Consider the following 17808-nt stretch of genomic DNA (forward strand, 5'->3'; position numbering starts at 1 on the left):
ATCCGGCCTTTCGGTTGATGGATTCGGGTCGATTGATCTGGGTCAAGGCATCCGATTGCCCTCGCCTCCAAACTACCCGCATGACAATCCATTCGCAACTGATGCAACACGGTCTCTTTGACGCCCGTGTGCCCCGCTATACCAGCTACCCCACCGCTCCGCAGTTCAGCGGTGCCGTGGGTCCGGCCGATTTTGCAAACTGGATCACCGCGATCCCGGCGCATACCGAGATTTCGCTCTATATTCACGTCCCATTCTGCCGCCGCCTGTGCTGGTTCTGCGCCTGCCGCACCCAAGGCACGCAATCCGACACTCCAGTGCGTGTCTACGCAAAAGTGCTGAAGGCCGAGATTGACCTTTTGCGCGCCCATCTCGCCCCCGGCATCCGGCTGGCCAAACTGCACTGGGGCGGCGGCACCCCCACCATGCTGGCTCCCGATCTGATCCACGACCTTGCCGCGCAGATTTTCGACGTGGTGCCGATGGCGAAAGATGGCACGTTTTCGGTTGAGATCGACCCGATGGAAATCGATGCGCCGCGCCTTGATGCTTTGGTTGCCGCCGGTATGAACCGCGCCTCGATCGGGGTGCAGGATTTTGATCCGCAAATCCAAGCCGCGATTGGCCGCGTGCAGCCTTTTGAGACCACCCTTGCCGTCGCCGAGATGATCCGCGCCCGTGGCGTTGCCAGCCTGAACGCCGATATTCTCTATGGCCTGCCGCATCAAACCCCAGCCCGCATCGCCGACTCGGTGCAGAAACTGCTGGCTTTGTCGCCTGACCGGGTCGCACTTTACGGTTACGCGCATGTGCCATGGATGAGCCGACGCCAGCAGATGATTCCCTCGGATGCGATGCCAACGCCCGAAGAACGGCTGGAGTTGTTCGAGACCGCGCGCGCTCTGTTTGTCGCCGATGGTTATGCCGAAATCGGCATCGACCACTTTGCCAAACCCAGCGACAGCATGGCACAAGCCGCCAAGGCTCACACCCTGCGGCGCAATTTCCAAGGCTATACCGACGATACCTCGCCGATTCTGATCGGGCTGGGGGCCTCGTCGATTTCCCGCTTCCCGCAAGGCTACGCGCAAAACGCCCCCGCCACCGCAGCCCACACCAAAGCCATCCGTGCGGGGCAGTTTTCAACCGAGCGCGGCCATGCCTTTGCCGGCGAAGACATTCTGCGCGGGCGTCTGATTGAGGCGTTGATGTGCGATTTCCACATCAACCGCGCCGAGATTCTGCGCGATTTCCCGGTTGCGCCCGAGCGGCTGGACACGCTGCTGTTGAATGCTGCGCAAGCGTTCCCGCAAATGCTGGTGCTGGATGCCACAGGCCTTTCGATCCCGGAACCCAGCCGCCCGCTGACCCGCATGGTGGCGCGGATGTTCGACGCCTACGATCAAAGCAAAGCGAAGCATTCGGCAGCTGTCTAGGCCGTCGGTGCGAAGCTTTCTACAAAACGCACCATCCGCGGCAGGCAATTTCCGCGCAGATCATAGCGCTCCAGCGCCACCTTTTGCGCCGCCGCCCGCATTTCGGTGAAGCGTTCGGGGTGTGCCAAACCTTCGATCATCGCCGCAGACCAACCCGGCACGTCGAAGAAATCGACCAAAGTGCCGGTCTTGCCATGTTCCAACGCCTCCATCACCGGGCGGGTGGCCGAACCTATGATATGGCATCCAGCCGCCATCGCCTCGATCATCGACCAAGACAAAACGAACGGATAGGTCAGATAGGCATGGGCGCGGCTGACCTTCATCAGCGCCACGAAACTGGGGTAGGGCACTTTGCCCATGAAATGCACGCGGGACATATCCAGGCGGTCGCGCACTTCGGACAGGAAGCGTTCTTTCCAACCCTTTTCCCCTTTCGGGGCCGCGCCATACGACACCTCGTCGCCGCCGACGATCACCACCTGCGCCTGCGGCCTTGCCGCCATCACAGCAGGCAGCGCGCGGATGAAGGTGTGATAGCCGCGATAGGGTTCCAGGTTGCGGTTCACAAAGGTCAGAACCTCATCCCCCGGTGTGGCCACGCGGCCATTCGGCAGGGTAAAGCGTGCCTGCGGATCGGGGGCCATGCCGCTGGTATCGACCCCGTCATGGATCACCGTAATCATTTTGCGCAACGGCTCGGGGTAGGTCGAGGCCTGCCATTCCGTCGGCGACAGCCCGGCGTCGGCATGCGCCAAGGCCTGCCCCAGATAGGTGGCGCGGCCTTGCGCGATCATCACCTGATCAAAATTTGCCGCACCAAATTCGGGGTCAAAGCCGACATCCGCGCCACGTCCGCGATAGTAGAATTCGGCATAGACGATCAGCTTGGCCTCGGGCCAGACCTCTTTCAGGAACAAAGTCTCGCCCCAGCCGGAATGGCCGAAAATCACATCCGGCAGATAGCCCTTCGCCCGCATTGCCAGCGCTGCGCGGGCCACGGTCACGCTGCGGTCGCTCATCGCGGTGTAGTTGCGCCCAAGACGTGTCGCGGCAGGGTCTACAGCCTGCGCCTCATGCTTGTACTTGGCCAGCGGGATCGGCGAGGGGCGGTTGTTGCTGAAATCCGTCAGTGCCAGACATTCATGGCCGCGCGCCGCGAGTTCTGGGGCCAAGTGCAGGAACTGACCGGGGAAATTCTGATGTACAAACAAGATCTTCATGGCCGCAGATTGTCTCCGAAAGCCGCCGCCATCAGGGCGCGGGTGTAGTCGGTTTTGGGGTTGTCGAACAGATCGACACCTAAGCCCGCCTCGACCACATCGCCGTTTTTCATCACCATCACCTTATGCGCAAGCGCGCGGATCACCCGCAGATCATGGCTGATGAACACATAAGCCAACCCCCATTTGCGCTGCAACTCACGCAGCAGATCGACGATCTGCACCTGCACCGTCATATCCAAGGCGCTGGTGGGTTCATCGAGCACCACCAGTTTCGGGCGCAAAATCATCGCGCGGGCAATCGCAATCCTTTGCCGCTGGCCACCGGAAAACTCGTGCGGATACCGCGCGGCCATTGCGGGGTTCAGGCCCACCTCTGCCATGATTTCAGCGACCATCTCGGCCCGGTTGCGCCCGGGCTCAAGCCCATGCACGCCTAAGCCCTCGGCGATAATCTCGGCGGCCGTCATGCGCGGCGAAAGGCTGCCAAACGGATCTTGAAACACGATCTGCATATCGCGGCGGTGCGCGCGCATGGCTTTGGTCTGTAAGCCTTGAATATCGTGTCCCAACACGGTGATGCGGCCCGTAGACTCGATCAACCGCAAAATCGCCAGCGCCATGGTGGTCTTGCCCGAGCCTGACTCGCCGACAATCCCCAAAGTCTCGCCCGCGCGCACCGACAGGCTGGCCTCATTCACCGCCTTCACATGGCCCACGACCTTGCGCATAAATCCCTGCTGGATCGGAAACCACACCCGCAGTTTCTCGGTCTCGACCACGACAGGCGCATCCACAGCCACCGGATCAGGCCGCCCCTGCGGTTCCGCCGCCAGCAGTTTTTGCGTATAGGGATGCTGTGGATTGGCAAAGATTTCCGCTGTCAGCCCTTGTTCAACAATCTCGCCGCCCTGCATCACACACACCCGGTCGGCGATGCGCCGCACGATGCCAAGATCATGCGTGATAAAGAGTAAAGAAAGTCCTTCGGTCTGCTTCAAATCCGCCAGCAGCGCCAAAATCTGCGCTTGAATTGTCACATCCAGCGCCGTGGTCGGTTCGTCCGCCACCAACAACTCCGGCCCATTCGCCAAAGCCATCGCGATCATCACCCGTTGCCTTTGCCCGCCAGACAACTGATGCGGATAGGCGGTCAGGCGGCTTTCGGCATCGCGGATACCCACCTTATCCAGCAACTCCAAACTGCGCACCCGTGCAGCCGCCCCGTTAAGCCCTTGATGCAGGCTAAGACTTTCCCCCAACTGCCGCTCAATCGTGTGCAGGGGGTTCAAGCTGGTCATCGGTTCTTGGAAAATAAAGCTGATGTCATTGCCGCGCACTTGCCGCAACTGCGCCTGGGTTGCGCCGACCATTTCCTGCCCAAGATACTTCACCGAACCTGTCACCTTGGCGCTATCCGGCAGCAGCCCTACCGTCGACAACGCCGTCACCGACTTGCCCGAGCCAGACTCGCCCACCAAAGCCACCGTCTCACCCTTACCCACGGTGAAGCTTACGCCCCGCACGGCGGAAAAATCCTGGCCATCTTGACGGAAGCCGATATTCAGGTTCGAGACCTCCAACACAGCGTTCATTGGAAGGTCTTTCTGGGGTCAAACGCATCGCGGACGCCTTCAAAGATGAAGACCAGCAGCGACAGCATGATGGCAAAGGTGAAAAACGCGGTAAACGCCAGCGAGGGCATCTGCAAATTCTGCTGCGCCTGCCGCGAAAGTTGGCCCAGCGACGGCAATGAGGCAGGCAGACCAAAGCCTAAGTAATCCAGCGCCGCCAGTGATCCGATCGCGCCCGAGACCACAAACGGCAGCATGGTCAGGGTCGCCACCATCGCATTCGGCAACACATGCCGCACCATGATCACCAAATCCGGCACGCCCAAGGCCTTGGCCGCCCTGACATATTCAAAATTCCGCGCCCGCAGGAATTCGGCCCGCACGATGCCGATCAGCCTTGTCCAGCCAAAGGCGATCATGAGCAGGATCAACACCCAAAAGCTGCGCTGCCAGACCGAAAACACGATGATGATCACATAAAGATCCGGCGTACCGCCCCAAATCTCTAGCACCCGCTGAAAGATCAGATCGACCTTGCCGCCAAAATAGCCCTGCACCGCCCCCGCGGCGATCCCCAAGGCCGAGGTCAACACGGTCACGATCAGCGCAAAGGCCACCGACAGCCGGAACCCATAAATCACCCGCGCCAGCACATCGCGGCTGGTATCATCGGTGCCCAACCAATGCGTCGCGTCGGGCGCAGATGGCGCCGACTTACCGCCCAAGTCATTGATTGTGTTGTAGGAAAATGGGACCAGCGGCCAGATGACACGGCCCTTTTCAAAGCCTTCGGCCTGATAAGAACCCGCGGCCACCGCCGCCAGAATTTCATCGGGTGTGTCAAAGCAATCCACCACGCCACCCGTGACGACTAAACATTGCACCTCGGGCGCTTTGTAATTCGCTTCGGTGCGGAAATCGCCACCATACTCGGTTTCGGCATAAAACTTCAGAAACGGCATCCGCCATTCGCCGCGATACTCGACCAATAGCGGACGATCATTCGCCAGAACTTCGGCAAACAACGACAACCCGAACAGTGCGGCAAACAAGAACAACGACCAATAGGCCCGCTTGTTTGCCTTGAAATTCCGCCACCGCCGTTGATTCAAAGGGGACAAAGCCATCAGCCCCTCCGCTCAAAATCAATTCGGGGGTCAACCCAGACATACATCAGATCCGAGATGATGCCGACAACCAGCCCCATCAGGCCAAAGGCAAACAAAGTGCCGAAAATCACCGGATAATCCCGCTCTACCGCCGATCTGAAGCCAAGCTGCCCCAAGCCGTCCAGTGAAAAGATGTTCTCGATGATCAGACTGCCGCCGAAAAACACCCCGATGAAAAGCGCGGGAAAGCCTGCGATCACGATCAACATCGCGTTGCGGAACACATGACCATAAAGCACCCGCCGCTCTGACAGCCCCTTGGCGCGCGCCGTCATCACGTATTGTTTTTTGATCTCATCCAGAAAGCTGTTCTTGGTCAGCAGGGTCAGCGTGGCAAAGGAAGAAATCGTGCTGGCGATCACCGGCAAGGTGATATGCCAAAGGTAATCGCCCACCTTGCCCAGCAGCGACAACTGATCGAAGTTATCCGAGGTCAGCCCCCGCAGCGGGAAAATCTTCCAATACGACCCGCCCGCGAACAACACCAGCAGCATCACCGCCACCAGCAGGCCCGGAATGGCATAGGCCGCGATGATCACGCCGCTGGTCCAACTGTCAAAGCGCGAGCCGTCGCTGACCGCTTTGCGGATGCCCAAAGGGATTGAGATGAGGTAAGCGAGCAGGGTGGACCACAGGCCGAGTGTGATCGACACGGGCAGCTTTTCGGCCACCAACCCCATCACGCTTTCGGAACGGAAATAGCTTTGCCCAAAGTCAAAGCGGATGAATTTCCCCATCATGATGAAAAACCGCTCGTAAGACGGGATCATTTCCTTCTGGCAGTCCTTGGCTTGCTGCAACAGCGTGCCCTCATAGCCTGCGGGGCAGATGAAGCGGGCAAAGCCGAATTCAACCTCCAGCTTGGCGCGAAATTCGGGCGGAAGGCCCCGCGCGCCGACATAGCCCTTGCCGCCTTCGGCATCAGTACCCGCATCTGCGCCCGCAGCGCCACTCACCGCGCCGATGGAATCGCCCGAGCCCTGCATCCGGGCCTCAATCTGGTCGAACGGGCCACCGGGGACGAATTGCGTCAGCGCAAAGTTGACCACCATGATGCCGAGCAGCGTCGGGATCACCAAAAGCAGCCGCCGAAGGATATAGGCCAGCATCTATTTCAACACGCCCGCAGCTTTCAGCTTATCCGCCTTGCCCTGATCGAACCACCAGAACGAAAGCTCGCCCAAAGCATAGGGTGGCAGCGTGGCGGGGTGGTCGTATTGGTCGTAATAGGCGACGAAATAACTGTCGTTGAACCAGCCCGGAATCCAGAACCTTTGCGCACGCAACACCCGGTCCAAAGCGCTGACCACAGTGTCTAATTCTTCGCGGGTTTTCGCGCCTTCGACCATATCCAGCAGCTTATCGACCGCCGGATTGGCAAAGCCCGCCCGATTGCGGGTAGAGTTGTTCGCCGTCACCGAGGAATAAGCCTGCTTCAACTCGCCGCCCGGCTCGTATCCACCATTCACCGCATTGCCCGAGATGATGTCGAAATCGAAATTCGGCGGATCGGTGCGCTGGCTCATCTGCGCGGGGTCGATCATGTTCAGCGACGCATCTACCCCCACCGCCCGCAGGTTTTCGACATAGGGGCTGATCACGCGCTCAAAGGCGGGGGTATCCTCAAGGAAATCGACCTTCAGCGTCTCGCCCTTGGCATTGCGTCGGATGCCGTCCGCACCGACTTCCCAGCCCGCCTCATCCAGCAGTGTCGAGGCTTTGCGCAAATTGCTCCGGTCCATACCTTTTGCTGAGCCGGATACCGACCCCATCACCGCATCATCGGTCAAGATCGACGCTGGCAGCAGGCCCTCATCGACCAAAGGCTGCAACAAGGCCTGCTCAGTCGGGCTGGGCCCGCCCTTGGCCGCCATTTGCGTGTTCTCCCAGATCGAATTGATCCGGCTGTAAAGCCCATAGAACAATGTCTGGTTTGACCATTCAAAGTTGAACATCAACCCGATCGCCTCACGCACTTTTGGGTCTTGGAACTTTTCCCGCCGTAGGTTCAGCAGAAACCCCTGACCCGAGGCGATATTGCCGTTCGGCAGTTCGGTCTTGATCACTGATCCATTGCTGAGATTGCTGAACTGATAGCCCGTTGCCCATTGCTTCGACGAATTCTCCTGCCGGAAGGTATAAATCCCGGTCTTGAACGCCTCAAACGCCGCTGTGTCATCGCCAAAATACTCATAGCGGATGCGGTCAAAGTTGTTTTGCCCGATGTTCAGCGGATGGTTCGCGCCCCAATACTGTGGGTTGCGCTTGTAAATAATCTGCTGGCCGGGTTTCAGACTGTCCAGCACATAGGGGCTGGTGCCCAGAAACGGCTTCAACGTGCTGTCTTCCAGATCGCGCTTGTTGCTCTCGTAATCGGCCTTGGACATCACCGTCAGGCTGCCCGCAATCGCGGGCATGTCGCGAAACGGCGTGCCGGGGGTGAAGGTGAATTTCACCGTATCATCGTCCAAAGCCTCCACCGACTGGAACTTCTGGTTGAACACCGAACGGTATTCCGCAATGCCCTTGTCGCGGAACATCTCGTAGCTGAACACCACATCGGCGGCTGTCATCGGGCTGCCATCCGAGAATTTCACATCAGGACGCAGATGAAAAATCACCCAAGAGCGATCTTCGGGATATTCCATCGTCTCGCACATCAGGCAATAGGCAGCCCCTATCTCATCGGCGGGGCTGACGAGGATGCTTTCGTAGAATATTGACGCAGCAACTGCCGAGACACCCTTCACCGAATAGGGGTTCACGCTGTCAAACGTACCGGGAGCCCATTCCGAAATCTCGCCACCCTTCGGCGCATCAGGGTTTACATAATCCAGATGCTTGAAGTCGTCAGGATATTTCAGCGTACCAAAGGTCGAAATGCCATGCGCGGTGATCACTTTGGTGTCTTGGCCCCAAGCGACCCCCCCGCCGAAAACCAGCGCCGCCAGCATAAAGCCCGTGTTGATCTGCCGCATCCCCGACCTCCTGCCATCCGCCGCTATGCTGCGGCCCTACTGCCGCATATGCTAAATCGGAACCCGCGCGCGCCACAAGGCGCGAATGTGTGATCAAGTCCGGCGCAGCCATCGCGCCCTTGTGAAAATGAAAAAGCCGCCCGAAAGAGCGGCCTTCCCAAACAATCTGCTGAAGATTTACTTAATCGTCTCAAGATAGGCGATCACATTGGCGCGGTCTTTGATGTCTGCAAGACCAGCAAAGCCCATTTTCGTGCCCTTCACATAGGATTTCGGATTTTTGATAAACAATTCCATGTGCTCTGTCGTCCACGGCGTTTGGTCCGACGCCATCGCCTCGGAATAGGCGAAGCCTTCTACCGAGCCACGCGCCCGCCCGATGATGCCGTTCAAATGCGGGCCGGTGCCATCGCCGCCGTCAAGCTTGTGGCAGGCAGCGCATTTCTTGAAAACATTTTCACCCGCTGAGGCATCAGCGGCTGCATAGACTTCGGCCCACGGCGGGCCTTCAACCACGGCACCACCCGCTGGGGCGGCATCTTCGACTGCGATTGAATAGGCTTGCGCCACTTCTTCGCCGTCGTGGCTTTCAGCGCCGCCGCCGTGGTAAATGCCTTCGCCTGCCCAAGAAATGAACAGATATACAAGAAGCGAGCCACAGACCGCGCCGGTCACCTTGGTCAAAGTCATCGTGTCGAACATGTCGCGCCTTCCTTCGGGTCGTGTGTAGGTGGGCTGCAAAGCCGAAACCTGATTTGAGGTTATGTACCCGCTTCCCCCGCCTTGTTTCAAGGTGTACTAGCGCGACCAATCGCCCCAATGCGGGGCTTTTTGCGGCGGAGTGGTCGAAATGTCAGGGCGTATCGCGTTTCAGGGTGAATTGGGGGCCTATTCGCATCAGGCATGCCAGCAGGCACGGCCCGATATGGAAGCATTTCCCTGCACAACCTTTGAAGATGTGGTCGAACTGACTCGCTCGGGCGAGGTCGAGTTGGGCATGTTGGCGGTGGAAAACTCTACCTATGGCCGGGTCGCCGATGTGCATTCCCTGTTGCCGCGCGCGGGCCTGCACATCGTCGATGAAGCCTTCGTGCGGGTGCATGTGAACCTGCTGGGCGTGCCGGGGGCGAAACTGGCGGATGTGAAAGAAGCCCACGGCCATGTGGTGATCTTGCCGCAATGCGCGGGGTTCCTGAAAGCCCACGGCATCAAGGGCCGCGTCAGTTCTGACAACGCCCGCGCCGCGCGCGAAGTGGCAGAAGGCCGTGATGTGACCAAAGCCGCACTGGCCAGCGAACTGGCCGCCGCAATCTATGGCCTTGATGTGCTGGCCCCGCATATCGAAGACCACGCCAACAACACCACGCGCTTTCTGGTGATGAGCCGAACGCCCGATCATTCCCGCCGCGCTGATGAGATGATCACCACCTTCACCTTCCGGGTGCGCAACATCCCGGCGGCTTTGTACAAAGCCATGGGCGGCTTTGCCACCAACGGCATCAACATGACCAAACTGGAAAGCTATATGGTTGGCGGGTCTTTCACCGCGACCGAGTTCTACGCCGACATCGAGGGCCATCCCGAAGATGCCCCGGTCAAACGCGCACTGGAAGAATTGCGTTATTTCTCAACGCAGGTCGATATTTTGGGCGTCTACCCCGCCGACCGCCGCCGTGACTGATCCTATTGGGTAGGGTGGGGTTTCACCCCACCGCCCGCGAACCGTCCAAACTGGGCCTCAATACTTCTTCACCGCCCGATAGCGCGCCTCAATCTCGCCTGCCAACTGCGCCGCGCGCTGGTCAAACTTGCGATCAATCCGCGCCCGCGCCAACCGCAAAGATTGCAGGAACAACCGCGCGGTCAGGCTGCGCGGTGAGATTTCTAACACCATATGCATCCGGGTGCGCTTGCCCCCCAACTCTATCAGATCAATCGAGGCAACCCCCTCAATCGCCTGCGAAATCCCAGCAAAACGCAGCAGGGTCGATGGCTCGATCTGGGTCAGCTCCAGCTCCATATTGCGCTGTTTGCTGCGATAGGAAAACCGCGCCGCCCAGCGCATCCCAGCCGCCACCGTCCGCAACTTGTCAATCCGCGACACTTCCGCGCCTCTGCGCATCGCCGCCCGCTCCCACGCCTCGAAATCCGAGATGATGCGAAACACATCGGCAATTGGCGCTTCAATATCCTGCTTTGTCGCAAACCGCATCGACAGTCCCCCAGCCTTGCTTGGTCTTGTTTTTATCTGCCGACAGGCGCAGCAAAATCGTCAACGCGCTAGGGATAGCGGTCAATCCAGCCGTTCTGCAAGGAAATTACCCATCAGAAACTGCGCAATCGCGCCTTTCCGCCCGGGTTTGATCTTTAGATGCTGCCCCGCCATCACCGCAACCAAGTCCTCACGGCTGACCCACACCGCATCTTCCAACTCGGCAGGGTCCAGCGTGATCTCATCGGACGTGGCCTCGGCAATGCAGCCGAACATCAACGAGGCCGGAAACGGCCAAGGCTGCGAGGCCAAATACCGCACCGCGCCGGTGGTGATCCCGGTTTCCTCAAATACTTCGCGCCGCACCGCTGCTTCCAGCGTCTCGCCGGGTTCGACAAATCCCGCCAACAGCGAATACATCCCCTCGGGCCAAGCAGCCGAGCGTCCCAACAACAGCTTGTTGCCGCGCACAACCAGCATGATCACCACTGGATCGGTGCGCGGAAAATGATGTGCGCCGCAAGCGGCACAGGATCGCTGCCATCCGGCATGGCTCATCACTGACGCCACCCCACAGCTAGAGCAAAACCGATGCGTGCTGTGCCATTGCAGCACCGCCTTCGCCGTTGCCGCCAGTTCCGCCTCGCGCGGGGTCAACAGCGCCATCACGCCGCGCAAATCCTCAAAGGCGTGATCATTGGGCAGGGCAGGGTGGCCCTGCCGATTGGCATCGACAAATCCCGCAGGCTGGCTGGCCTCCAGCACCTCGGGCTTCCAGCCCGAAATATCCTGTGCAAACCGCGCCACGCCCTCGTCCAGCCCCAGAAACACTGGCTCGCCGCCACACAAAACCACGCTCTCTGCCGCCACCCAGCCCAACCCGCTCTGTGCCACAATCAACGGCTTACCGCGCCAGATCGGCAACACCCGCCCGCCCGCCAACAGTGCCGCCACGCGCCCCGCATCGGCGCGCAACTCTGCCGCCCGATCCAGACCCGAGCCGCCAAAGGTCACCGTTTCCGCCAATCGCATCGCTGCACTCCCGCTTTGCGCCGTTCATCGCATGGAACACCGGATAGGGCAATTCGCAGCACCCTGTGTCAAACCCACCCCAGCCGATCAAATATGCAACTTGAAGGTGAAATTATTCAGCAGGCCGCGAATTTCACTTTCCTTTCGGCAGTTTAGGATGAAGCTTTAAACTATGGCGAGAAAAACCTGACGCAGATCAGACCTCCTGCTGCGACGGGGAATGGGAATTACGGTGCAATACAGCTTGGCGAATGATCGTGGTGCGGTATCAAGCACCGTTGGCGGCGCGGTGATTGATCTGCGCCTGCTCGCGACCTCGGATCTGCATGCCAATCTGCTGGCGTGGGATTACCACACCAGCCGTCCTTGCCCGCAACGCGGCCTCGCCCGCATCGCTTCCCTGATCCACAAAGCCCGATTTGAACGCCCGCAAAGCCTGCTGTTTGACAATGGTGACTTTCTGCACGGCACCGTGCTGGGCGATTTCATTGCCGAAACCACGCCGCTGCTGCGCTCGGGCCGCGCGCTGCATGCACATCCAATGATTACCGCGATGAATGCGCTGAATTACGATGCAGTCGCACTCGGCAACCACGAATTTGGCCATGGTCTGGGTTTTTTGCGCCGCTCGCTCGCCGCCGCCCGCTTTTTCGTTGTCTGTTCAAACCTTTATTTCAAACCGACCCGAGGCGCGCCGCTCGCCGCCCCTTATCTGTTGCTGCACCGTGATCTGCGTGACCGCCACGGCAAGCTGCACCGCGTGAAAATCGGCGTGCTGGGTTTCATTCCGCCACAAACCACGGTCTGGGAAAAGCGCTATCTGAAAAGCCGCGCCTCGGTGGATGACATCATAGCCTCGGCCCGCCATCTGGTGCCCGAATTGCGCGCGCGCGGCGCTGATCTGATCATCGCGCTGTCACATTCCGGCATTGGACAGGAACAGGCCGAGCCGGGGGCCGAGAATGCCAGCTCGGCTTTGGCCGAGATTGACGGCATTGATGTGGTGATCGCGGGCCACACCCATCTGACCTTTCCCACCGCCAGTCGTCACGATTTGGCCGGAAAACCTGCCGTCATGCCGGGGTTTTTCGGCTCGCATCTGGGGGTGATTGACCTCACCCTGCGCCACAGCGTCAAAGGTTGGCGGATTGCCGGCTTCGGGGCCGAACTCCGCCCGGTTTCAAAACGTGATCCGGTGACTGGGCTGGTCGAAGCATTGGTCGCAGAGGACGCCGCGATTGTCGAAATTGCGCGTCCGGCGCATGACGCTCTGCTGGCGCGCACCGATATCGAAATTGGCCACAGCCCGATCGCGCTGAACAGCCATTTCGCTTTGCTGACGCAAAGCCCGCCACTGGCGCTGGTGGCGGCGGCACAAGCCGATCACCTGGTGCGGGCGCTGGCGGGCACATCCCTTGCTGATCTGCCGCTGCTCTCCGCTGTGGCCCCGTTCAAGGCGGGCGGGCGCGGCGGGCCCGAAAATTACACCGACATTCCCGCAGGCCCTCTGCTGGCCCGCCATGTCAGCGATCTCTATATCCATCCCAACAGCCTGTCCTGCCTTCGCGTCAGCGGTCAAGACATCTCTGATTGGCTGGAACGTTCGGTCAGCCTTTACCGCCAGATCGCCCCCGGCAGCGTCGATGCCCCCCTGATCGACGGGGATTTCCCCAGCTTCAATTTTGATACGATTCATGGCCTTAGCTATCAGGTCGATCTGGCCACCGCCCCGCGCTTTGACACCTTTGGCCGCGTGATTGACGCCGAGGCCCGCCGCATCCGCGATCTGCGCTATCGGGGCCAGCCCGTGCGCTCCGAGCAGATGTTTGCCTTGGCCACCAACAGCTACCGCGCCGCAGGAGGTGTTGGCTTTCCTGGAACCGGCACCGCGCAAGTGGTCTATGATGGCGATGAGAGCAACCGCGAGGTCTTGGCCTGTTATCTGCGCAGCGGTGCCGTTCCCGCGCCCACCTGCCCCGATTGGGGCTTTGTGCCGATGCCCGGCAGTTCGGTCACCGTCGATCTAAGCCCCAATGCCGAAGCCCATCTGGCCGAGGTGCCGCATCTGCGGCTGGAACCACTCCCGCAGCTTGCCACCGGCTTTCGCCGCTTTCGCCTGCATCTGTGATCGGCTATGAGAGCGGCACATATAAGGGCGGCAGATCACTGAAGCCAACAACCGGGGCTTGCAATGTTTGACGCGATTTTCTTCGATCTTGACGGCACTTTGATCGACACCGAAAGCCTTGCCATGGCTGCCGGTCTCGCGGCCTTTGCCGAATTGGGCCATCCGGTGACCGAGGCGTTTCTGCATCAACTCGTTGGCGTCGATCTGCCCACAGGCGGCAAAATCATCAGCGCCGCGATGCCGGGGGTTGATCCCGAGGCGCTGCATCCGCTGTGGCAAGGCGGCTTTCGCGCCGCGATGGATCTGAATGGCCTTGCCCTTAAAGCCGGCGCGATGGATTTGCTGCAGGCCCGCCTGCTGCCGATGGCGCTTGTCACGTCCTCTGGCCGCCAAGAGGCGCATCACAAGCTGGCGGTTGCGGGCATCGCAAAGATGTTCGATCTGATCATCACTGTCGATGACGTGACTGCTCCCAAACCCAATCCTGCGCCCTATCTGCTTGCCGCTGCAAAGCTGGGAGTCTCGCCAGCGCGTTGCTTGGTGTTTGAAGACAGCGAAACCGGCGCCGAAGCCGCCCACCGTGCTGGCTGCTTCGTGGTGCAAGTCCCCGACGTGGTCCCCAGCACCGGCCGCTGGGCGCATCATCTGGCCGACGATCTGCTGGCCGGGGCACGCCACGCTGGCTTGCTGATCTAAGCCGCTCAAATTCCCTTACATTTATCAAGAATTGTCATTCTCAGCGCGCAAATATCCCTGCCGGAGACTTCTGCGGCTTCTCCCGGATGCCTCCGGCGGGAGTATTTCAAAAAGAGCAAATCCTGTGGGGCAGTCTCTTAACAAATCGTGAATGCCGACTTGTAAGCCATTGAAATCATATCAGAGCAACCTCTGTCCACGCGTGGACACGCGCCCCACTGAAACCGGAATACCTGCCAGCGCGCCGCCTGCATTCGTTAAATCGGCTCAGTTCGTCATCAAATAATAGCTGTTCCGGGACGCGCCATTATTCTGCACCGTCACATAAAAATACCCGTTCCAGCGCGGCACAAAGTCGCAATAAATCTTGTCAGACCAGCTTACATCATAGCAGATCGTGTTGCCATTCTCATCGGTGACCAGCACGTCCAGATTGGAATCGCCATCCCCGACCACCGCCAACTCGGCATAGCTGTCGCCATAAAACGACACCTCCCAAGTATCGGTCTGCCCCGCAGGCAGCCGCGACAGCGTCGATGACACACCGCCAACCCGGCCGCGGCCAGCCTCGACCATCGCATCCTCAACCAGACCCGCCAGCACCTCATCCTCGCCCGCCAGTTCCTTGGCCAAGGCCATCATGGTCGCCGCATCCACTGGCAAATCCTTGCCCTCATCTTCGCCAGCAAGCTCGGTCCCCTTGGTGTCTTTCTTGCGCTCGACCTGTTTCACTTCGACCGACCCCGCCAGCTTTGCCGCTGTCAAAACCGCCAGTGCATCTTTGTTGGCCATGCCCAGCGTGTACAAATCCTGCGCCATCGCCAAGGTTGCCACCGCCCCCTTGGTCCCCGTGGCGGACGATTTCACATTCGGCCCCTTCGCCGCAACCGGGGCTTCCGTCGTGGTGGTCTGCGCGAAGGCGGGCAGGCAAAACGCCACCAAAACAATGGTCGCAATGGCGGGGAAAAGCGCTTTCAATGTCATACTCTGTCCAATCGGTTGGCGCTTTTGCGCGCGATATGCGCTGAATTTGGCAGCAAGGCAGTCGTTTGGAAAGTGGGTTCCGGGTGACAAATCGTGTCACATCCGTCGTTGCCAGCCTTCCCCCTCTCGCGGCTTCGGGTTAGCTTGCCTGCAACAAAAAGGAGACCCGGATGCGCGCGATTTTGGAACAGTTGTTGAGATTTGACACGGTCAGTTCCAAGCCGAACATCGCGCTGATGGGCTATGTGCAAGACCTGCTGGCCAAGGCTGGTATCGACTCCACCCTGATCCCCGATCCATCAGGCGGCAAAGCCAATCTCTACGCCACCGTCGGGCCGCAGGGCGTGCCGGGGGTGATGTTGTCGGGTCATACCGATGTGGTTCCGGTGGAAGGTCAGGCTTGGACGGTGCCACCTTTCGCGCTGACCGAAAAAGATGCGCGCTACTATGGCCGGGGTGCCGCCGATATGAAGGGCTTCGCCGCTTGCGCGATTGAAGCGATGGTGTTGGCTGCCAAACGCCCGCTGAAAGTGCCGCTGCATCTGGCCTTGTCCTATGACGAGGAAATCGGCTGCATGGGGGTGCGCAGTCTGATTGAAATGCTGGAGACGGCCCCGATCCGGCCCCGGATGTGCATCGTGGGCGAGCCGACCGCGATGCAGGTGGCGACGGGCCATAAGGGCAAGATCGCGTTGCGGGCAACTTGTGTGGGGCGCGAGGGGCACTCGGCGCTGGCTCCGCTGGCCTTGAACGCGCTGCATCTGGCGGCGGATTTTGTCGGCGTGGTGCGGGGCTTGCAGGCGCGGGTGGCGGAGGCGGGGTTGCGGGATGGCGATTATGATGTGCCCTATTCGACGCTGCATGTTGGCAAGCTGAACGGCGGAGTGCAGGTCAATATCGTGCCGAATTCCGCGGTGATTGATTTTGAGATCCGCAGTTTGGCGGGGGAAGATACCGAGGCTTTGATCGCCGATCTGCGGGCGGGGGCGGAGGCGATCGTGGCGCCAATGAGGGCGGAGTTTCCCGAGGCTGAGATCAGGATTGAACGGCTGTGGGATTACCCCGGCTTGGGCACGCCTTCGGATGCCGGGGTGGTGAATTTTGTGAAATCACTGACCGGGGCGAATGGCACGATCAAGGTGGCATTCGGCACCGAGGGCGGGTTGTTTGCAGCCCGGCTGGGTATTCCGACGGTGATCTGCGGGCCGGGGTCGATGGCGCAGGGGCATAAGCCGGATGAGTTTGTGGCGGTCGAGCAGATCGCGCGGTGCCGCGCGATGTTGGCGGAATTGGTGGTGCGGTGTGAGTCGGGGTTTTGAGGGGCGGTCCCAACTCGGGACCTTTTTTATGTGTTTAGAATCAATGTGGTAACATGCCCGTTTTAAGGATTTGTTAACTTTTCATCCGACTCACCCCGCCCGAACAACCCCGCCAAGGCGCGGCTGGTGGTGGCGCTCGTCCCCGGTCGCGGCAGGGCCACGAAGGGCATCGGGCGCGACAATTCCATCGCGGCGAGGCCCACGCGGGCGGTCAAAGCGCCATTCACCACGCCTTCGCCAAAGCGCCGTGACAGTTTGGCGAGGATACCACCCGAGGCCACCGATCCGATCAGATCGTCGGCCAAGGCAATCGCGCCCGCGCCCAGCAGCGCTGAAAACACCCGCCGCATCAGCCGGAAACTGCCCATGCTGCCCGATCTGCCGCCGTAGATTTCAGACAGGCGGCGGATCAGTTTCAGGTTGGAATAGAGTGCAGTCGCCACATCGGCCAACGCCAGTGGCACGAAGGCGGTGACAATGGCGACTTGGCGCGCGGCGGCTTCAACCTCGGCCAAAGCGGCACGGTCCAAGGGAGCCATCAGTTCGACCTCGGCCAGCGACAGCAAAGCATCGGCGTCGAACACATCGGCTTCACGCTCGGCCAGACGGGCGCGACCCCAAGCGGTATCGGCGCGGTCGGCATAGAGGCTGACAAGGCTGGCGGTGACGGCGCGGGCGGCTTTCAGATCGGCGGTCAGGCGGGCTTCGGCTGCGGCGATGCGCAGCTGATCCAGCCGGGCCATGCGCGAGAACGCCAGCAGTTCCTGGCCCGCCAGCACCAGCACTACGAGCAGAGCGAGGATCAGCAGGGTAAAGGCGAACCAGCCCAGCGCGGTGTTGGCGCTGAAAAGTCCGGTGACGAAGTTCCATGCTGAGACCGACAGCACCAGCGTGAACAGGCTGCCGAACACCCAAAGCGCAAAGCGGGTGAAGCCGGAACCCCGGCGCTGGGCAAGGAAAGCCGCCGTGTGCAAAGCACGGGCGGCGCCGGCATCGGGCACCGCATCCGCCGCGCCGGGATCGGCGGCATCACCGTTATATTCCTGCATCAAGGGGC

The 17808-nt window shown here is 60.2% G+C and carries 14 protein-coding genes and 1 pseudogene; 5 read left to right on the top strand and 10 right to left on the bottom strand.

The window, feature by feature from the left end:
* Positions 1-80 precede the first annotated feature (80 nt).
* Positions 81-1436 carry an oxygen-independent coproporphyrinogen III oxidase gene (gene hemN / locus Q7V03_RS01145; protein WP_304923782.1) on the top strand — a complete coding sequence of 452 codons (1356 nt, stop codon included), beginning with the start codon at positions 81-83 and terminating at the stop codon, positions 1434-1436.
* Here the strand turns inward: hemN and Q7V03_RS01150 are convergent.
* The 6 genes from Q7V03_RS01150 to Q7V03_RS01175 all read right to left on the bottom strand — a co-directional run bounded on the left by Q7V03_RS01150 (position 1433) and on the right by Q7V03_RS01175 (position 9082).
* Complete coding sequence (locus Q7V03_RS01150; protein ID WP_304923783.1) at positions 1433-2659, bottom strand: glycosyltransferase; 1227 nt, start codon at positions 2657-2659, stop codon at positions 1433-1435. The two genes, hemN and Q7V03_RS01150, sit on opposite strands and share 4 nt — an antisense overlap.
* Positions 2656-4254 carry an ABC transporter ATP-binding protein gene (locus Q7V03_RS01155; RefSeq protein WP_304923784.1) on the bottom strand — a complete coding sequence of 533 codons (1599 nt, stop codon included), beginning with the start codon at positions 4252-4254 and terminating at the stop codon, positions 2656-2658. The genes Q7V03_RS01150 and Q7V03_RS01155 overlap by 4 nt, the downstream gene beginning before the upstream one ends.
* On the bottom strand, positions 4251-5360 hold the full coding sequence (locus Q7V03_RS01160) for an ABC transporter permease (protein ID WP_304923785.1): 1110 nt from the start codon (positions 5358-5360) through the stop codon (positions 4251-4253). Before Q7V03_RS01160 ends, Q7V03_RS01155 begins: the two co-directional genes overlap by 4 nt.
* On the bottom strand, positions 5360-6511 hold the full coding sequence (locus tag Q7V03_RS01165) for a microcin C ABC transporter permease YejB (protein WP_304923786.1): 1152 nt from the start codon (positions 6509-6511) through the stop codon (positions 5360-5362). Before Q7V03_RS01165 ends, Q7V03_RS01160 begins: the two co-directional genes overlap by 1 nt.
* Positions 6512-8380: an extracellular solute-binding protein gene (locus tag Q7V03_RS01170; protein WP_304923787.1), complete on the bottom strand. Its 1869-nt coding sequence runs from the start codon at positions 8378-8380 to the stop codon at positions 6512-6514.
* A gap of 177 nt (positions 8381-8557) precedes the next feature.
* Positions 8558-9082, bottom strand: coding sequence for a cytochrome c family protein (locus tag Q7V03_RS01175; RefSeq protein WP_304923788.1), 525 nt, complete (start codon positions 9080-9082; stop codon positions 8558-8560).
* A gap of 148 nt (positions 9083-9230) precedes the next feature.
* Here Q7V03_RS01175 and Q7V03_RS01180 point away from each other — a divergent pair, with 148 nt between their 5' ends.
* The gene (locus tag Q7V03_RS01180; RefSeq protein WP_304923789.1) at positions 9231-10061 is read left to right on the top strand and encodes a prephenate dehydratase; all 831 of its coding nucleotides are present in this window, start codon (positions 9231-9233) and stop codon (positions 10059-10061) included.
* A 57-nt stretch (positions 10062-10118) separates the two neighbouring features.
* On the opposite strand, the gene Q7V03_RS01185 is transcribed toward Q7V03_RS01180, so the two are convergent.
* Complete coding sequence (locus Q7V03_RS01185; protein WP_304923790.1) at positions 10119-10592, bottom strand: SRPBCC family protein; 474 nt, start codon at positions 10590-10592, stop codon at positions 10119-10121.
* A gap of 81 nt (positions 10593-10673) precedes the next feature.
* Positions 10674-11624: an NAD(+) diphosphatase gene (gene nudC, locus Q7V03_RS01190; protein ID WP_304923791.1), complete on the bottom strand. Its 951-nt coding sequence runs from the start codon at positions 11622-11624 to the stop codon at positions 10674-10676.
* A gap of 220 nt (positions 11625-11844) precedes the next feature.
* Here nudC and Q7V03_RS01195 point away from each other — a divergent pair, with 220 nt between their 5' ends.
* Both Q7V03_RS01195 and Q7V03_RS01200 read left to right on the top strand, forming a co-directional pair.
* Positions 11845-13752, top strand: coding sequence for a bifunctional 2',3'-cyclic-nucleotide 2'-phosphodiesterase/3'-nucleotidase (locus Q7V03_RS01195; protein WP_304923792.1), 1908 nt, complete (start codon positions 11845-11847; stop codon positions 13750-13752).
* A gap of 63 nt (positions 13753-13815) precedes the next feature.
* A complete protein-coding gene (locus Q7V03_RS01200) occupies positions 13816-14448 on the top strand; it encodes an HAD family phosphatase (RefSeq protein ID WP_304923793.1) in 633 nt (210 codons plus the stop codon).
* A gap of 267 nt (positions 14449-14715) precedes the next feature.
* Here Q7V03_RS01200 and Q7V03_RS01205 read toward each other — a convergent pair whose 3' ends face one another.
* Entirely contained in the window at positions 14716-15432 is a 717-nt protein-coding gene (locus Q7V03_RS01205) for a hypothetical protein (RefSeq protein WP_304923794.1), read from the bottom strand.
* 167 nt (positions 15433-15599) lie between these two features.
* Between Q7V03_RS01205 and argE the strand changes: the two are divergent.
* A pseudogene (gene argE / locus Q7V03_RS01210) lies at positions 15600-16751 on the top strand (acetylornithine deacetylase); the annotation flags it as partial.
* Between the two features lie 62 nt (positions 16752-16813).
* Here the strand turns inward: argE and Q7V03_RS01215 are convergent.
* On the bottom strand, positions 16814-17800 hold the full coding sequence (locus Q7V03_RS01215) for a YcjF family protein (protein ID WP_370651057.1): 987 nt from the start codon (positions 17798-17800) through the stop codon (positions 16814-16816).
* Positions 17801-17808 lie beyond the last annotated feature (8 nt).

Origin of the sequence: Cypionkella sp., assembly GCF_030652235.1 — a bacterium.
GTDB lineage: Bacteria > Pseudomonadota > Alphaproteobacteria > Rhodobacterales > Rhodobacteraceae > Cypionkella.